This is a genomic window from Chloracidobacterium sp., assembly GCA_016711345.1.
In the GTDB taxonomy this organism is placed as follows: Bacteria; Acidobacteriota; Blastocatellia; order Pyrinomonadales; family Pyrinomonadaceae; genus OLB17.
In genome coordinates, this window is record JADJTD010000001.1 from 1,409,120 (window position 1) to 1,426,528 (window position 17,409).

Annotated in this window: 11 protein-coding genes; 4 read left to right on the forward strand and 7 right to left on the reverse strand. The window is 48.8% G+C overall.

The window, feature by feature from the left end; all coding sequences use genetic code 11:
- Positions 1 to 192: 192 nt before the first annotated feature.
- Complete coding sequence (locus IPL32_05750) at positions 193 to 384, forward strand: helix-turn-helix domain-containing protein (GenBank protein ID MBK8465316.1); 192 nt, start codon at positions 193 to 195, stop codon at positions 382 to 384.
- A gap of 71 nt (positions 385 to 455) precedes the next feature.
- On the opposite strand, the gene IPL32_05755 is transcribed toward IPL32_05750, so the two are convergent.
- The 5 genes from IPL32_05755 to IPL32_05775 all read right to left on the reverse strand — a co-directional run bounded on the left by IPL32_05755 (position 456) and on the right by IPL32_05775 (position 4,820).
- On the reverse strand, positions 456 to 842 hold the full coding sequence (locus tag IPL32_05755; GenBank protein ID MBK8465317.1) for a hypothetical protein: 387 nt from the start codon (positions 840 to 842) through the stop codon (positions 456 to 458).
- Entirely contained in the window at positions 835 to 1,221 is a 387-nt protein-coding gene (locus tag IPL32_05760; protein MBK8465318.1) for a hypothetical protein, read from the reverse strand. Before IPL32_05760 ends, IPL32_05755 begins: the two co-directional genes overlap by 8 nt.
- 42 nt (positions 1,222 to 1,263) lie before the next feature.
- Positions 1,264 to 3,435: an AAA family ATPase gene (locus tag IPL32_05765; GenBank protein MBK8465319.1), complete on the reverse strand. Its 2,172-nt coding sequence runs from the start codon at positions 3,433 to 3,435 to the stop codon at positions 1,264 to 1,266.
- Positions 3,425 to 3,622: a helix-turn-helix domain-containing protein gene (locus IPL32_05770; protein MBK8465320.1), complete on the reverse strand. Its 198-nt coding sequence runs from the start codon at positions 3,620 to 3,622 to the stop codon at positions 3,425 to 3,427. Before IPL32_05770 ends, IPL32_05765 begins: the two co-directional genes overlap by 11 nt.
- 169 nt (positions 3,623 to 3,791) lie before the next feature.
- Complete coding sequence (locus tag IPL32_05775; GenBank protein ID MBK8465321.1) at positions 3,792 to 4,820, reverse strand: hypothetical protein; 1,029 nt, start codon at positions 4,818 to 4,820, stop codon at positions 3,792 to 3,794.
- A gap of 146 nt (positions 4,821 to 4,966) precedes the next feature.
- Here IPL32_05775 and IPL32_05780 point away from each other — a divergent pair, with 146 nt between their 5' ends.
- The 3 genes from IPL32_05780 to IPL32_05790 are packed head-to-tail and all read left to right on the forward strand — an operon-like array spanning position 4,967 to position 11,006.
- Complete coding sequence (locus IPL32_05780) at positions 4,967 to 6,439, forward strand: SAM-dependent DNA methyltransferase (protein ID MBK8465322.1); 1,473 nt, start codon at positions 4,967 to 4,969, stop codon at positions 6,437 to 6,439.
- Positions 6,436 to 7,647, forward strand: a complete 1,212-nt coding sequence (locus IPL32_05785) for a restriction endonuclease subunit S (protein ID MBK8465323.1) — start codon at positions 6,436 to 6,438, stop codon at positions 7,645 to 7,647. The genes IPL32_05780 and IPL32_05785 overlap by 4 nt, the downstream gene beginning before the upstream one ends.
- The gene (locus IPL32_05790) at positions 7,623 to 11,006 is read left to right on the forward strand and encodes a DEAD/DEAH box helicase family protein (protein ID MBK8465324.1); all 3,384 of its coding nucleotides are present in this window, start codon (positions 7,623 to 7,625) and stop codon (positions 11,004 to 11,006) included. Before IPL32_05785 ends, IPL32_05790 begins: the two co-directional genes overlap by 25 nt.
- Before the next feature lie 80 nt (positions 11,007 to 11,086).
- Here IPL32_05790 and IPL32_05795 read toward each other — a convergent pair whose 3' ends face one another.
- Positions 11,087 to 14,317, reverse strand: coding sequence for a hypothetical protein (locus IPL32_05795; protein ID MBK8465325.1), 3,231 nt, complete (start codon positions 14,315 to 14,317; stop codon positions 11,087 to 11,089).
- A 520-nt stretch (positions 14,318 to 14,837) separates the two neighbouring features.
- On the reverse strand, positions 14,838 to 17,309 hold the full coding sequence (locus IPL32_05800; GenBank protein MBK8465326.1) for a fibronectin type III domain-containing protein: 2,472 nt from the start codon (positions 17,307 to 17,309) through the stop codon (positions 14,838 to 14,840).
- Between the last annotated feature and the right edge of the window lie 100 nt (positions 17,310 to 17,409).

Sequence of the window (17,409 nt, forward strand, 5' to 3'; positions counted from 1 at the left end):
TATTCTGACTGTAAAGTTGTTTTCGCCTCGCTTGATAATCTGGCCGGTTCGGCGTGTTTTGTCTCCATTTGTTTGCCCCTTCTTAACTAAAAATTTCAGTAGACTTAACTATACTATATCTGGGATAGTTCTACAAGCCTTACTATCTCAGCGTCTGTAGATTTACGAGCCATTTTTTGCTAGGCTGGTGCTATGAAATTGATAGCGACAAAGGACGCCGCCCAGCAGCTAGGTGTCAGTGTGTGGCGCATTCATCAATTGATCCGAGCCGGCAGACTCCCGGCCCAAAAAATTGGCTCCCAATATGTAATCAAAGAAGCTGACCTTACTCTCGTCGCAGAACGCAAACCCGGTCGGCCGCCCGGCAAGACGGTTAAAAAATAGCTATCCGCCATTACCCGTGATTTTCGCACTTTGTCTCGGCTAGATTTAACGAATTCGCAGACAAACCCGCGTCAGACTTTTCGTTTTCGAGCTTCGTAGTACTTCTTCGCGTCTTTAACATACCTTTGGGTTGCAACCCCCACGTAATTGCTAAGCCACACTCCCTGTGGATGCTTTTCGGAATATCGCACAAATGCTGGAATCATAAATTTTAGCCATATTGCAGGTCCCTTGCTAAGAAGTTCTTCAAAGCGAGCGACAAAAACTGGATCCTCATTTTGGCGGAGTTGTGCCCGCAGCGATTCGAGTTCGCCAATCATTTCATCAAAATTATCGGGCTTCGCTTCCTCTTCAAATCTGTCCTGAAAGTAATCACGAATCAAAGAAAGATCGTCGTGCGACACAAAGGAGTGCGTTTTCCGAATCACTGACTTTACCCGACGGTCGAATTTACTCATCTTTCTCCTTCTTATAAGCCACCAGTGATTCCAGCATTTCCAATCGTCCCTCAATTTCCAGCATCTCCACGCCCTTGATTGATTGTTCGAGTATTATTGCGGCACACCGTATTTCAACCGCCGGGTTTTCACAATTAAGATTACGTTCTAGCGTTTCAATCGCCGCAAAGACGATACTCTGCAGTTTTGCAATCGTATTCTCTAAGATCCCGCGGCGCGCAGTTCTATATTGAGCCAGAAATCTCTGGTCTTGCATCCATCGCCAATATGTTGTGACCGCAACGTTCGCCTTTTTACAGGCTTCGTCGATGGTCCGCTCGGTCAACAACAGTGCGATCAACTTTTGCTGCTTTGTCGAAATTTCCCCAGATCTTTTCATTTCTTTCTTTTTCCTTTCATTTTGCGTAATCGAATCCGACGACTAAGATTGGTCGAGAACGATCTCACCGCAGTTCCGGCAACTGTGACCTACCTTGCCCACCTCACCGCACAAGCAAGTCGCGTTAGACCAATCCGGCACGTCAACTGAAGATGTTGAAATGTCTTGCTGAACTTGTTGACTTGCCGACTTTTCGACATCTTCAACTAAATCATTGTCGTAACTCTTTTTATCTCTACGGTTTTCCTGAAGATGTTGAAATTCTCTTATATCGACAACTTCAGCCGGCCCTGGCACCCTCATGTGCCAGCTCTTGTCACCCCCAAACGTGCCGCCTTTTTTGAATGACTCAACTCCCAAAATGTGTTTAGCTTTACGCAGCGCGTAGGAAGTAATACCCACCTCCTTGGCCTCCCTTTCCACCTCTTTTGAGGCTTTATCCCCAGTTCGGAGAATTTCGTGCAAAAAATCCACTGCCTCCGATTGCTCCGCTTTTGCGTCTGGATCTTTGGCTTGGGCGAGCATTCTCTCTTTCGTAAGTACACTGGGCTTTCCGTTGAATAGAAACTTGCCGTCAATAATGTCAAAACCTATAGAAAGTGTTGATTGTTCAGCCAGGTTGTTTTTGGTCTGACAGATCGCCCTCTCGCCGGTATCTGCATCTTGTCCCACCAACAATACCGATCGAGCCGAAGCACGCCACGAGATGCTTCCCAGTCCGGCATTTCTGGGGTCTCCCAGACCCTTGCTTTTACCGACGTGACGGACCCCAACGATGGCGCAATTGTATTTCTGGGCTAACGTGATCAGTTTTCTCGCAATGGGTCTGCTTGAACTCTCAGCATTTAAGTCCTTACCAGCGGTATAACTGAACATTGGATCGATAAGGACAAGTTTAGGCTGATATTCTGCAAGTACCCCTTCAAACCAGATCACGTCCAAGGTGTCATTCAGCGAAAAGACCTCATCAATCGCGAAAATCTTCTCTAGATCTGCACTCATCGACTCCAATCGAGGTCTTATTGTGTGCGAAAGACTGTCCTCCGCTGAAAGCAGCAACACTCTCGCTTGCTGGTGAGGGTCACCGTTATGAAACGGTAACTTGGCACCCGATGCGAGTGCACACGCTAGTGCACATCCGATCCACGACTTGCCGATACCCTCGATTCCTTCCATGATTGTAAATTCACCGATGGGTATGAATGGCTCCCACAGCCATTCAATCTTCTCGGCCATAACATCCTGCATGCATACAACCTTAAAACGCTCTTCCGATGAAGCCGTTGTTTTCGCGGATAAATTTTCCTTTCCGATTCCAAGCCAGGTGCAGAATGCATCGACGATCTTTTGATCGGTAAGCTCAACTAATTTTGGGAGTCCGTATGTCCTACCGTCCATTCCTTTCGCGACTGCAGTATCCTCGACCACTCTCATCCGGTCACTCGATTCGTCATCACTTGCAGCAAAACAAATGGCCCTGATGAACTGTTTTGCGTCACGTTCACTAAAGCCATGCCTAAGCAGCGTCCCAGCAACTGCAAGCGAAAGTTCATGCCGAATTCCTTCTTTCCAATATTTGACGAGTAGTGTAGCCGCCGCGAGTCGGTTCACGGATGTTCCGAGCTCTACAAATGTTATTTGTAAAGGCTCGCCGTCCGTAACCCATTCAATTGATTCTCCGCTCGCGTGAATCGATCCCGGAAAAACCGTTTGCTTACCCTTGCCTGTGCGGATCTCAACGATACAGGCGTTTTTACGATCCCCTTCATCTTTTGAGGCCAGCGTCAACGGATTATTGAACTTTCTATAGACGCCATCTTTGCACACGTACAGGCGATGACTGGACGGCTTACTCCGGCGACCAAATTTTGACGCGGTTTGTGGCAGGAAGAAATCCGCCATCTTCACCGCATCCGGTGAGTCTAGATCCACGTCAACAAGCCAACCGGATCGGTCACCCAAAATGACGCCGATATTTTGCTGTTGACTGTTAAAGTGATCCGCTAAGTTTCCGGCCGAGATTTCCAGGTTTTGCCATCCTTTGATGATTGGCAGTTTCTTTTTGAAAGGGATGGGCACTACGACCCTGCCACGGCTTATGTGTTCCGCAGCCCACTCAAACGAAGGATTAGGGTAAGGACGAAAAACGGGCTCACGAACTACCCGTGCATAGCAGTCGATCGGTGAGACTGCTGCGGCGCTATTAGACATCATGATCCTCCCGCTTTTGAGAACCGCCGTCTGCAAGCCATCTCTCGATTGCCGTCGCCCCAAACCGATATTGCCGTTCGCCCAATTTGATAAATGGGATCTGTTTTGTTCTTACAAGCTCATACACCCGCTGCTTATCAACTCGTAATAACTCAGCCACCTCGTCTGCAACTAAAATCTTTGTATCCATTTTTTTCTGCTCCAAAACAAAAAACTCGATGAATTAGGTTCATCGAGACAAGAATAAAGATACTCAAAACTAACTGTCTAATTTATTTTTTTGCCGATTTTTATCGCGGAGCGGACACCAATAATTGCTCTATGAATAGTTGCACAATCTATGGAGTAGAACGGGAAATTTACTCCGCGAGTTGTTTGGATTCCTGCGGAGTGGTATCAATCGCTTTTTGCTTTCTTGCCCTTTCAAGCACTTTCTTTCCCTCGTCTAAATATTTGTACAATGCGGCGTCTGAATAACCGGACGCTTGAATTCCCGCTTTCCGATTTTTTAAAACATTTGAATCCGTACAATCTAGGTTGATGAGGCCCACGCGACGAGCCGCATGTTCCAGAGCCTTTAGACTCATTCCCCGATGATGTGAGCCTTTCAAACCATCGAGAATGTCGTCAGGGGTATCTTCGAACCCGGGTATCCTTGCATATCCTTCCCAGTCCTTTTTTGATCTATAGAGAAGTGAAATGGTATCCCAGTGCTTGTACAATTTTTCGTATTCCTCAGCCAAACGCATTTTTTGGAAGTCCTCATATCTCTGTTTCTCGCCTCGCCAAACATTTCCGACTTCTTTCTTGTAGTCCTGAAGTATTCCCTGCCTCACTTTTTTTACTTGCGGATCCATATCAGGGGTGAATATCCCTTGCCGGGAGTTGTATTCCCTCAGATATTCAAATTCTTGTCGATACCATTCGTTTATCGTCTCGTCAGTTATGGCCTGCATCGTTGCCATTATGCGCGGATAGATATTTCTGAGCATTATGCATAACATATCAACAGACTTATTAAAACAGTGTTTTTCTATCTCCTCCTCGGTCAGAGTTATCCCCGGTCCACTGAAGTACTGCCTCGCCGTTTGAAGAAAGGACCAAATGGCTTCTATTGGAAAAAACAGAACATTAGCCAACGGCGTTTCGTCACCTACAAATCTGATAAATACACAGCTCACTTCCTCGGTAAACTGATAAGAACCAATTCGCCAGGTCATCATTTCTGCAAATCGTTCTTCTTGTGACAATTTAGCAAAGTCTTCATCCGATATTACTGGCTGCAAATTCATTACTTCAATCGTTTTTTTGGCGATCTTAAGTATTAAGTACGCATCCTTTTCCGGGATTTGATTAGCTATTACATCAACGAATTCTTGTGTTTCCATGACGAGTCTCCGACTGTTCAAATAATACCATAGCGGCAATATCGTATCACATTTAATACAATCTTTGATAATCTAATCCAAACTCTTTCGTTGACTTTCCCCGCCCTTACATTAAACTTAATTAACTAAACTCAAACTCTCAAAATATGATCACTGGCGAACTCAAATCTCAGGTAGATGCGGTCTGGAATGCTTTTGCTAATGGCGGGATCGCTAATCCGCTTGAGGTAATTGAGCAGGTTACTTATCTGTTGTTTATCAAGCGGCTGGATGATCTGCAAACTGTAAAAGAAAAGAAAGCTAATACGCTGAAGCGTGAGGTTGAGGATCCGATCTTTGGACCTGATCAGCAAGACTTTCGCTGGTCGAGATTTAAGAATCTGGAGGCCGGGAAGATGTTCGCGACGGTTGCTGATGGAGTGTTTCCGTTTATTAAGACCTTTTCAGGCGACGAGACTACCTATGCGGCGTTTATGAAAGAGGCACGGTTATCGATACCAACAGCCGGGCTGCTGACAAAGGTTGTCGATCTGATCGATCAGATCCCGATGGAGGACCGCGACACCAAGGGCGATGTTTACGAGTACATGCTCGGCAAGATCGCCTCGGCTGGACGCAACGGACAGTTTCGCACGCCGCGGCACATTATTAAGATGATGGTCGAGATGGTCGCTCCTAAGCCGACCGACCTCGTGTGTGATCCGGCTTGCGGCACGGGCGGTTTTTTGGTTGCTGTTAACGAATACCTACGCGACCACCATAAAGAAATATTTCAGGACAAATCCCTTACGCAGCATTTCTACAACAAGCTGTTCAACGGTTTCGATTTTGACAATACGATGCTGCGGATCGGCAGTATGAATATGATGCTCCACGGCATCGACAACCCGAATATCCGTTACAAAGATTCGCTCGCCGAGGAACATTCCGGCGACGAATCGCGATATTCGCTTATCCTTGCAAATCCGCCGTTCGCCGGATCGCTCGATGCCGACATTACGGCAAAAGATCTGCAAAAGGTCGTCAAGACAAAAAAGACTGAGCTGCTCTTTCTCGCGTTGTTTCTAAAGCTGCTGAAAACCGGTGGACGTGCGGCGGTAATCGTGCCGGACGGCGTTTTGTTCGGCTCATCGAACGCTCACAAATCGCTGCGGCAAATGCTGGTCGAGGAACAAAAACTGGATGGCATTATCTCGATGCCGTCTGGTGTTTTCAAACCCTATGCAGGTGTTTCGACCGCCGTTCTGCTTTTTACAAAAACCAATTCCGGCGGCACCGACAGCGTCTGGTTTTACAATATGAAGGCCGACGGCCTTTCGCTCGATGACAAACGCACCGAGCTTGACACCACAAAGCACGCGAACAATAATCTGCCGGACATTCTCGCTCGTTGGCACAATCGGGTCGCTGAAGCGGAACGCTCGCGGACGGATCAATCGTTCCTCGTCCCAAAATCGGAAATCGCGGCGAACAATTATGATCTGAGTATTAACCGTTATAAGGAAGTTGTTTATGACGAGGTTGAACATGGGTCACCACAAGAAATTTTAAGCGAGCTAGAAAACCTAGAAAACGAAATACAGGCCGATCTAAAAGCTTTAGGTACGATGATTAGATGACTTGGAAGACTGTCAAATTTGGTGAAGTATGTCGCTTAATCAACGGTAAGGCATTTAAACCAAGCGACTGGAGCGATAATGGCTTACCGATTATTCGTATTCAAAATCTCAATGATCCTGCGAAGGGCTTCAACTATTGGAATGGACCACTCGACAGACAGGTGCATGTAGAGAATGGTGACGTTCTTCTTGCATGGTCAGGAACTCCTGGGACATCGTTTGGCGCTCATCTATGGAACGGACCTATCGCCGTACTTAATCAACATATCTTTTTGGTCGAACTTGACCCGTCCCGTATTTCCAAAGCGTGGGCCGTTAGTGCAGTTAATTACAGGCTGATTAAACTGATAGACCAGGCTCACGGCGGAGTTGGGTTACAACACGTCACGAAGCCAATGGTAGAGAATTTGGAGATTCCGTTGCCGCCGTTGGACGAGCAGAAGCGGATCGCGGGGGTTTTGAATAAAGCGGACGCTCTCCGTCAAAAACGCCGCCTCGCCCTCCAAAAACTCGACACGCTCCTCCAATCCGTCTTCCTCGAAATGTTCGGCGATCCAGAAACAAATCTTCGTGAGTTTGAAATGAAACGACTTGAAGATCTTACGACCAACATTACGGATGGAAAACATGGAGATTGCCGCCCCGCTGAAGACTCTGGATATTACTTCGTCAGTGTAAAAGACATCAAAAATGGTCGAATCGAGTACCGCAACGCCCGCCAGATCGAGCGAGAAGATTTTTTGGAAGTTAACCGTCGAACGAAACTTGAGGCAGGTGATGTACTTATTACGAATAGTGGCACTATCGGCAAGACTGCGGTCGCCCAATCCTCGCCTGAAACGAGCCGAACGACTTTTCAAAAAAGCGTGGCTATCGTAAAACCAATTCGTGAAAACCTAGAACCGAATTACCTTAAATCGTCGCTAGATTTTTGTGTATCCAGACTTTCCAGACAAGCGTCAGGCTCGTCTCAGAAGAATTTACTTCTAGGGCAACTGAGAGATTTAATGATCTGCGTGCCCCCGATTGAATTACAGAATGAATTTGCCGCTCGTCAGTGTGCAATAGAACGGCATCGAGTGCTTGGTGCTAGATCACTGGACGAATTGGAAGTTCTTTTTCAAAGCATACAGGTGAAGGCGTTCTCTGGTGAACTGTTTTCACAAGGAACTGGACATACCGCATGCCAACAAACTTCGCATTCTTAAAAGATGAGTGGCAGGAGATCTATACCACTGCCGTCAAAGCCGAAAGTCTGGCAAATACCGATCCCGGCACTGCATGCTTTCACGCCCGCCGGACGCTTGAACTCGCGGTCAATTGGATCTACAGGTTTGACGAAGAATTGACGCTGCCATACGACAACCAACTAAGCACCAAAATCCTCGACAACGGTTTCAAGGACAACACTCCTCCAGGCGTGTTTACAAAGATCGACTTTATCCGCCGCATCGGAAACAAGGCTGTCCATTCAAACAAAGTTATCTCGACCGTCGAAGCCGTTCAGACCGTTCGCGAGCTTTTTCACGTTCTCTACTGGATGGCCCGAAGCTACACACAGGGCGACGCAAAGCAGTTTGACGGCCTGCAATTTGTCGAAGCCAGTATCCCGCCGAAACAAGTTTCGATGTCCGCGAATACGTACAAACAGCTAAAGGCGATCTACGAAGAAACCAAAGCAAAAAAGGCCGAGGAAGAAGAGAGGCAAAAACAGCTTGCCGTGGTTGAACCGACCATCGACACCGAACTCGAACGGTTGCGTAGACAAGTGGCGGCTGCCAAACGGCGAAACGAACAATATCCCGATTCGCACAACTACTCCGAGGCCGACACACGCAAACATATTATCGATTTGCTCCTGACCGAAGCCGGCTGGACCATCGGCCAAAACGTGACCGTCGAACTCGAAGTCGCGGGAATGCCGAACGATGAGGGTATCGGTTTTGTTGATTACGTCCTCTTTGGCGCTGATGCCGCGCCGCTCGCGGTTGTCGAAGCCAAGAAAACGGCGGTTGATGCACATGTCGGTAAACAACAGGCAAAGCTTTACGCCGACTGTGTCGAAGCAAAATACGGTGTCAGGCCCGTTATCTTTTACACAAACGGTTATGAAATACATCTTTGGGACGACAATGATTATCCGCCGCGATTGGTGCAGGGCTTTTACACGCCGGACGAATTGGCACTGATGATCCAGCGTCGCGAAACACGTCTGCCGCTCAATGAAAATGACATAGACACTTCGATCGTTGAACGCCACTACCAAACACGCGCAATAACGCGAATGGCGGAGAATTTTACAAACAAACAGCGAAAAGGGCTGCTTGTGATGGCTACGGGAGCGGGCAAGACACGAACTGTCATTGCCCTTTGCGATCTGCTCCAACGTGCGGGTTGGGTAAAGAGAGTTTTGTTCCTCGCGGACCGGGTTGCTCTAGTCAAACAAGCTGCAAATGCTTTCAAAGCACATCTTCCAGACTCAAATCCGGTAAATCTCCTCAATGATCGCGGAGCGACCGGCAGCCGCGTATTCCTGAGCACCTATCCGACAATGATGAATCTCATCAATGAGATGGAGGGCGACGAGAGAAGATTTGGTGTCGGCTATTTTGACCTGATAGTCATAGACGAGGCTCACCGCTCGATCTATCAAAAGTATAAGGCGATATTCGATTATTTTGATTCGCTCTTGGTCGGCCTGACCGCAACCCCCAAAGGCGAGGTTGATAAGAACACCTATCAAATGTTTGGCCTGCAAACTGGCGTTCCCACCGATGCTTATGATCTGGATGAAGCGGTCAAAGACGGCTTCCTGGTTCCGTCTGTAAACATCAGCGTTCCGACAAAGTTTATCCGTGAGGGCATTGATTACGAATCACTCTCCGAGGACGAGAAAACCCAGTGGGACGAGATCGAATGGAACGAAGACGGTGACGTACCGGACTATGTCGATCCGGCTGCCCTCAATAGCTGGCTTTATAACCAGGACACTATCGACAAAGTTCTGCGTTTCTTAATGGAAGCCGGGCAAAAGGTGGAAGGCGGCGACAAACTTGGCAAGACGATTATCTTTGCCAAAAACAGGCATCACGCCGCGTTGATCGTGCAGCGTTTTGATGCCAACTATCCGCATTTGAAAGGCCAGTTTGCCGCGACCATCGACTACAAAACAACATACGCAGGAAAGCTGCTCGATGACTTCTCAACGGAAAATAAACTCCCGCAGATCGCCGTGTCGATAGATATGCTCGACACCGGCATAGACATTCCTGAGATCGTAAATCTCGTCTTTTTCAAGGCGGTAAAATCGAAAACGAAATTTACGCAGATGATAGGACGCGGCACGCGTCTGCGCCCGGACCTGTTCGGGCCGGGACAAGACAAGGCATTTTTCTACATATTTGACTACTGCCAGAACTTTGAGTATTTCAATCAAAAGGTCAACGAGGTCGATCCCTCATCACAGGAATCGTTGGGTGCAAAACTATTTGGCAAACGTGTCGAATTGATCGATACGATTCGTCAGATCGGCGAGAAGCCCGAAGAACTTGCCAAACTCGATGAATCATTGACAACTTATTTACAGCTAACCGTGGAAGCGATCAATCTGGACAACTTCGTCGTCAGGCCGCATCGACGGGAAGTCGAAAAGTTTCGTGATCAAAAGGCGTGGGAGCAACTCGACGCCGAAAAATACTATGAGCTGACAAAGATCGTCGCTGCCCTGCCGACAGAACAGCAGTCAGAAGACGAAACAGCGAAACGGTTTGACCTTTTGATGTTCAAGCTAATGCTTACGATCCTGAGCCCACACCGCGACTATGAAAAGTTGCGTGATCAGGTTATTGAGATTGCGAAGCGATTAGAAGAAAAAGACAATCTTCCGATGGTACAGGCTCAGATCGAATTAATACAGGAATTGCAAAGGGATGAGTATTGGAAGGATGTGACAGTGCCCACTCTTGAGAACGTCAGAAAACGCATTCGAGATCTGGTCAAGTTTATGGACCCGTCGCAGAGGACGATCATTCACACAGATTTCACTGACGAGCTAGGGACACCGATCGAGGTCGATTACGGTCCGTCCGCGACCGCTCTGACTCGATATAAGACCAAGGTGATGCACTTCCTCGGAAACGAGGAAGACAACATCGTTCTGCAAAAGCTAAAACGAAACAAACAGATAACGCCGTCCGACATAAAGGAACTCGAACGCATATTCTTTGAATCGGGAGAAATAGGAACTCGCGAGGATTTCGAGAACGCCTTCGGCAAGCAAGAAAAGCTCGGCCTATTCATCCGTAGCCTCATCGGCCTCGACCGTCACGAGGCAAAACTTGTTTTCGCGGACTTTCTTGACAGGCAGAGATACAACTCAAATCAGATCGAATTTGTAAATCTCATCATCGACTGCTTAACCAAGAACGGAGCTATGGACCCGGCGATCCTTTACGAATCACCATACACAGATTACAACCCGAACGGTATCAACGGAGTATTTTCCGATGGCGAGGCCGGGAAAATAGTGGAGATCCTAGAGGACGTAAACCACAGGGCCGCGGCGTAACTTCCTCTTTCCGCATACCTTTTCACAATGTTGGCCTGTAGCTTGCCAGTATGATTTATTAAGCCAAATCAATGATTATCTTAATTCGGCCTTCCTATTATTTCAGTAATTGCTATCAGTCCATCGGTCGCCACGGCCACTGGCTCGCCTTCGTTAAACATTATCCGCTCGAACGAGATCGGTGAGATTGAACCGAAGCCACCGACTGCCGTAAATCTGAGGTTCAACAGCACACCGTTCTCGGCCATCGGTATCGCTCCGTAAACGACAACTCTCAGTAATCCGGGTTTGGTCGCATTCGTCACAACCGAAAGCCCGCGACTAGCGGTTCCGGTTAGATCGACTGCAACAGCCTGCGGCATTATCACCGACGTGTCGTATCTGAGATTGAACTCATAGGATACGATTCCTTTATCAGCCACTCCCTGAACGTAGACCGGTATAATAATCTCTTCGTCCGTCGAAGCCGTTATTTGGGGCAGCTCAACCACGATGTTGCTTTCAGGCCCACCGATTCCTCCTTTCTGCTTACTGCTCATCGCTGACAGCTTACTGTCAGACGGTCTTAGATGAGTCGCCGGATTCCAGTTTCCGCTGACCTCGCCGACCAGGATGCCGACATAATCCTCGCCCGTTAGGCTGCTTGTGACGGATGCATATGCTCGACTGTCATCATAAACCTGAGGCGGCGTAGGCAGCGGTGACGGTGCTCCAGTAACGAAAAACTTCCACTGGCCGGAGTTTCCCGAACCAGAAAGGCCTACCGCAAACCTTGCGATCAAAGCCGCGTCATTTGATGTAACCACTCCGTTGCCACTAGCATCCGCCGCAAACCTCTGATTCTGGCTCACAAATGGCACCGCCCCGCTCACCCCTTGCGCTACCCTTGCAGCGTCATTTGAAGTTATTGCCACATTCGGGCCGCCCGGCTTCGTTGGTTTTATCGTGTACGAACCCGCTCCAAATCCTGTGAGCATATACGTTCCCGGCGTTCCCGTAATAACAGGTCCGACCGCGGGAGCACCCGCCGTGCTGCTTAAGGAAACGTCCTTAACATAACGCGGCGGGGCCGGATTTCCGATCGCATTGCCATAACTGATGGTTCCGCTGATCATAGGAGGTGCGGGTATCACCGTAATAATGGCGCTGAACATTAGCCCGGCCGGGCCACCCAAGTCATTCGAGTTGATGTAAAGAGTATTCGTACTCCCGCCTCCTATTACAAGTGCCGTCACGTCGCAACGGAATGCATATTGTGTCAGGATGTTACCGAGACCGGTGGATGGGCAACCCACCGCCTGCTCATTTATGTAAATACCAGGCAGCGGGTCTGTACTACCGGCTTGACCTGCTGCTCCCACACGATTGTCCACAACAAAATGTAGATCAAGTTGGGCCGCACCTACGGCTGAATTAACTACAAAGGGAACGGCATAAAGAACGCTAGCGCCTTCAGTAGCCCCATTAAAGTTATCAGATATGTACTTTGCAGCGGGATCAAAGCCAAGAGATGACACCCAAGCACCGTTAGGTACAATTATCGGAGCGGGTAGTCCGTTGAGCGCTTGCTCAAACTGACCGCCCGGCCCGGTTGTAAATGGCGCCGGAAAAGGACTATCGAGCGGTCCAACAAGCATTTTGATCAGGTTATCTGTCGTGTTAACTGTTCCATTGCCGCTGTGCAGGGCAATCACCTCATTGGCGCATGTTGATGCCGTCCCATGATACCGCGCCAAGACAAAAAAGTTGAATTCCGCTTCGGTAGAGCTAACACCTGCCGCAACTATCCTACCGTCAGATTGAATTGCGACCGAAGTGCTGCCGTCATCGAACCCGATAGGCGTCGTCACCATTCCAGTGCCGTTGAATGAAGTGTCGAGCGTTCCGTTGGTGTTGTAGCGCACAATCGCAAAGTCATAATCCAAGTCGTTAAGACTATAACCTGCCGCAACTAGCCTGCCATCGGATTGAATTGCGACAGAGTTAGCGTTGGCCGCGTTGCCGATGGACGTTACCACCGTGCCTGTGCCGTTGAATGAAGCGTCGAGGGCGCCGTTCGTGTTGTAACGAACAACAGCAAGGTTAAAATCCGAATCGCCCGCGGCAACTATCTTGCCGTCGGATTGAATTGCAACCGAATAGCCATAGTCGTCAAAGCTGCTGACGGGAGTTAGAATCTTGCCGGTACCGTTAAATGAAGTGTCCAATGTGCCGTTTGTGTTGTATCTGGCGAGCGCAAAATAGCTCCTTGACCCATCAATGCCGGAACCCACTGCAACTATCTTGCCGTCCTGCTGGATGGCAACCGCCCAGGCATCGTCGTCGATCGCGATCCCCGTCGTTACCTTGCCGGTGCCATTAAATGTAGTGTCGAGTGTTCCGTTAGTGTTGTAGCGAACAACCGCAAAGTCATAATCCGAGCCGTTAAAACTGCCCCCTGCCATAACTATCTTGCCGTCCGACTGGATGGCAACCGAGAGGGCATAGTCTTCGATCCCTATCGGTGTCGTCACCTTGCCGGTGCCATTAAATGTAGTGTCGAGCGTTCCGTTAGTGTTGTAGCGAACAACCGCAAACTCATAATTCGCGCCGATAAGGCTGTAACCTGCCGCAACTATTTTGCCGTCCGGCTGGATGGCAACCGAAAAGGCAGAATCGTTACCCCCTATCGGTGTCGTTACCTTGCCGGTACCATTAAATGTAGTGTCGAGCATTCCGTTGGTGTTATAGCGGACAACCGCAAACTCATAATTCGAGCCGTTAAGGCTGTAACCTGCCGCAACTATCTTTCCGTCGGATTGGATCGCAACTCCATTGGCTCTACTGTCGAGGCCGCTAACGGGTGTTACCACAATTCCATTGCCGTTAAATGAAGTGTCAAGGCTCCCAGCCGCGCAGGGGGTCGCCGTGGTCGATGGATTAGGTGTAGATGTTGCCGTTGCTGTTCCAGTCGGCGTTGATATTACTAAGGTGTAATACCCAACGTCAGGTTCATGTTCCCGAGCGTCAATCGTATACTGTCCGGTAGTAGGCAATATAATGTACCCGCCGACACGTGGAATTTGTGCAGAGGTACCGCTAGTAGGCCGGTCTTCTGCTATTACGGTTCCGCCAATCCCCCCTTGTCGCAGACGCAATTGTGGAATGAACCGTCCGTCTGAAGTCATACTCATGTATATTTGCTGACCCGCCGTTCCGTTGAATGTATAGTAATCGACAAGCGTGTTGTCACTGAGACGACAGTCGGTACTTGAGAGCCGAGCAGGCGGGCCAGGAAATGTTGCTGGAACCGCGAACGCGGTTGCAGTCAAACAGGGATCACCGCCGAGGGGAATACTGTTTTGAGATTGGCCATTTAAATTCGGTGCCCCAGTATAACCGTCCAATCCAAAGGAAGTCGGGCTTCCCACCCTCCGGTCCAGGTTCGGCCCGTTTAGTCGCGATAAACCAAAATTAGGCTTCCAAGGCTTCTGTAGACCAATAGCCGAACGCTCACCACCAAAAGACGGTCTTAAATTATCTGAAGCAATTAGGGCGTACGCATCACAGATTACGGCAGGTATAAAAAGTAAACCGGCCATCAACGCGAATGAAAAAAATCGATCTGAAAAATTGGAACGATGGAATGAAAATCTGCGCGGCATAAACCCATCTCCTCTTTGTGTTTTGTTGAAAACAACACAATTCACGCTCATCAGAACAACCTCGCGGTTGCGTCTTATACAGCAAGAAAGATTGTGTGAAAAAGTAAATTAGAAGGTAATATAAACCTAAACACATTCAAATACAAGCAAAAATGTGGCTCGTAGTGGGAGACCTCAAGCCAATTCTCTATTGCTCCGCGATCATATCAACATCAATTGATTGATCTGTGATACTGACCGTCAAAGGTATGAAACTATAGTTTCCCGATGCCGCGCTGATCGTATAGGTCTGTCCGAGTTCAAGATCGCCGAGCCGGTAAAATCCAAACCCGTTCGTGACCGCAAAGAAACTCCTGCCAGTCGTGTCGGTAAGCGTCACTTGTACGTTGGGAATGCCCTGTCCCATCGAGTTCACTAACCTACCCGTGATCTCCGGCAGTTCAGATGCTTCGTCAGTCACGCCGCTGTCGGGCCGGGCTGCTGAAACACACTTGCCAGCCGAACCGGCGTTGTACAACGACAGTATCTCAGCGGCGGAAAGCGCACGATCATAGAACGATAGGTCATCTATTTTTCCTGCGAAGAACCGCGGTTGACCCGTCTGGTTGGTGCTTCCGATCCTAAATGGTGTCGATGTATTATTAGGATTCCCCACTCCAGCCGCAGAACCCACTAAAGAACCGTCAATATAGATCTTTGCGGTGCTGCCATCGTAGGTGCCGGCAACGTGATGCCATGTGTTAAGGGCCAACCCCTGCCCAACAGCGGTTACCCGCGTCCCGTCAGTAAAAAATAATGTAAATCTTAATTCGTCGCCGACAACCTGGAATAGGTAATCACGCAGCCCATTTGTGTTATCGTCTTTTGCGACAATTATGCTTCCGCCTGATTTGTAACTACTCAGGTTTACCCATGCCTCGATCGTCAAGCGATTAGGATTTAACGTGCTTGCATCAGGCACGTTAACAAAATCATCGATCCCGTCAAAACTAAAGGCCTGTCCGACCTTGCCTGCGGAGATAGAGGCTCCGTTCATCGGTGTGCCATGGCTCCGACCAAAATGATCATTCGCGTTTCCCTCACCCCGCCAAAACGAGATCAGTCTTGAGGGCATCGAGACGCATATTGGCGGTGTGGCCGTCGGAGTGCTGGTTGGTGTGTTGGCAGTGGTTTGTAACGATACCCCGTTTGAGTTGCTGCCAATGCCGAGATAATTGTAGCCCCGGACGCGGTAATAATAGGTCGTGTTCGAGTTCAAGCCCGAAACTTCCCGACTCAGCAGCATGCCGGGACTATTGCCAACATCAAGGCTATTGTAACCGGGAACAAATGCGGTGAAACTTGAGTTTGTTGATACGTCTAGCAGATAGCCGTCCGAACCGCCAGTCATCCGCCAGTTCGCTGTGAAGCTATACCTCGTAATGTTTGTTGCCGGATAGGCAAGGGGCGAAGCCGGTGGCATGTGGGGGCTGGGACTCGCCGTTGCTGTGTTTGTGGGTGTTTTTGTGGCCGTTCTTGTAGGTGTGGCCGTGCTCGTTGGTGTATACGTGGGTGTATTGGAAGGAGTGCCAGTCGAGGTTCTAGTTGGCGTATTTGTTACCGTCGGTGAGGACGATGATGTAATCACAGAGATAGTATTTGAGTTGCCAGTTGTGCCGGCAACATTGTAGGCACGTACGCGGTAGAAATACGTTGTATTTGGACTCAGTCCGGTAACACTCTCGTTGATTGCATTACCGACATTGAGATTGTTGTAACCGCCCACAAAGGAACTGAAATTGCCGTTTGTCGAGACGTCAAGACGGTAACCGGTCGCCCCCGGACTTGAACTCCAGTTTGCGGTAAAACTATTGGTAGTGATATTTGTTGCCTGATTCGCCGTGGGTGCGGTGGTTGCCGTTCCGAGCAGCTGAAAAATATTGTCCGGTCGGTTGGAGGGCCCCCAACAATTCGATGTCATTTTCACATGCCAACCTTGTTGACAAGTCTGATTGCCGTTTCTTTGGACAAATGCGGCGGCGGAATTGCTTTGCTGAGTTCTGTCGTTCCATCCCCACTCTCTCGACACATTATTAGAGGAGTTGGTCTTTCCTACCACTTGCACCGAAAGCCAGTATTTGCCTGCCGAGAGCGAACATCCATTGGACAATTGAATGTTGAAGCTACCAGTGGCTGCACCTGCTATAACAGTTCCTCCGGGACTACAAACCACATTTCCAGGTAAATTCTGGATCGAATTTGTATAAAACCTGACATTTAAGCCGATTGGAGCTGAGGAGGAATTGACATACCAACTGCCCACGACATTTACCTGCGTGATATTCCATACGGTCCCCGAAGGAACAACGAAATCGTCAGCTACTTCGCGATACAGATTCCAAGTTGGGGGACCACTTATGAGAGAAAAGTCAGTTGAATCCGTTTTCTGACCGCTATTACCGCTCGTCTGGTCGTATAGGATCGCAGTCGTAGCCTCTGCGACTCCGAATGGGTAACCGAGACCGAGCGTGTCGCTTGCGGGCAAGCCAAAGATACTCACGCTACCTCCGGTTTGGCTCATGCCGATTCCGCTGATCGTCAATATCACAGCAAGAGCTGCGGCCGCGTAATATCCTCTTACGTTGAAACAAAATGCTCTGGTGTTAATGTTCTTTTTCATGGTTCCTCTCCGTTTTTTAGAATTGAAATTTTCCGTATCTAATAAGAAATGACGGAAGAGCGAAAACACTACACGATTTTTTTCGTGGCTCGGATTTGAT

Excerpts from the sequence above, each read along its gene's own strand:
- IPL32_05785 (MBK8465323.1), top strand. The coding sequence starts at position 6,436 with ATGACTTGGAAGACTGTCAAATTTGGTGAAGTATGTCGCTTAATCAAC.
- IPL32_05780 (MBK8465322.1), top strand. The coding sequence starts at position 4,967 with ATGATCACTGGCGAACTCAAATCTCAGGTAGATGCGGTCTGGAATGCT.
- IPL32_05790 (MBK8465324.1), top strand. The coding sequence starts at position 7,623 with ATGCCAACAAACTTCGCATTCTTAAAAGATGAGTGGCAGGAGATCTAT.
- IPL32_05800 (MBK8465326.1), bottom strand. The coding sequence starts at position 17,309 with ATGAAAAAGAACATTAACACCAGAGCATTTTGTTTCAACGTAAGAGGA.
- IPL32_05765 (MBK8465319.1), bottom strand. The coding sequence starts at position 3,435 with ATGATGTCTAATAGCGCCGCAGCAGTCTCACCGATCGACTGCTATGCA.
- IPL32_05775 (MBK8465321.1), bottom strand. The coding sequence starts at position 4,820 with ATGGAAACACAAGAATTCGTTGATGTAATAGCTAATCAAATCCCGGAA.
- IPL32_05755 (MBK8465317.1), bottom strand. The coding sequence starts at position 842 with ATGAGTAAATTCGACCGTCGGGTAAAGTCAGTGATTCGGAAAACGCAC.
- IPL32_05760 (MBK8465318.1), bottom strand. The coding sequence starts at position 1,221 with ATGAAAAGATCTGGGGAAATTTCGACAAAGCAGCAAAAGTTGATCGCA.
- IPL32_05770 (MBK8465320.1), bottom strand. The coding sequence starts at position 3,622 with ATGGATACAAAGATTTTAGTTGCAGACGAGGTGGCTGAGTTATTACGA.
- IPL32_05750 (MBK8465316.1), top strand. The coding sequence starts at position 193 with ATGAAATTGATAGCGACAAAGGACGCCGCCCAGCAGCTAGGTGTCAGT.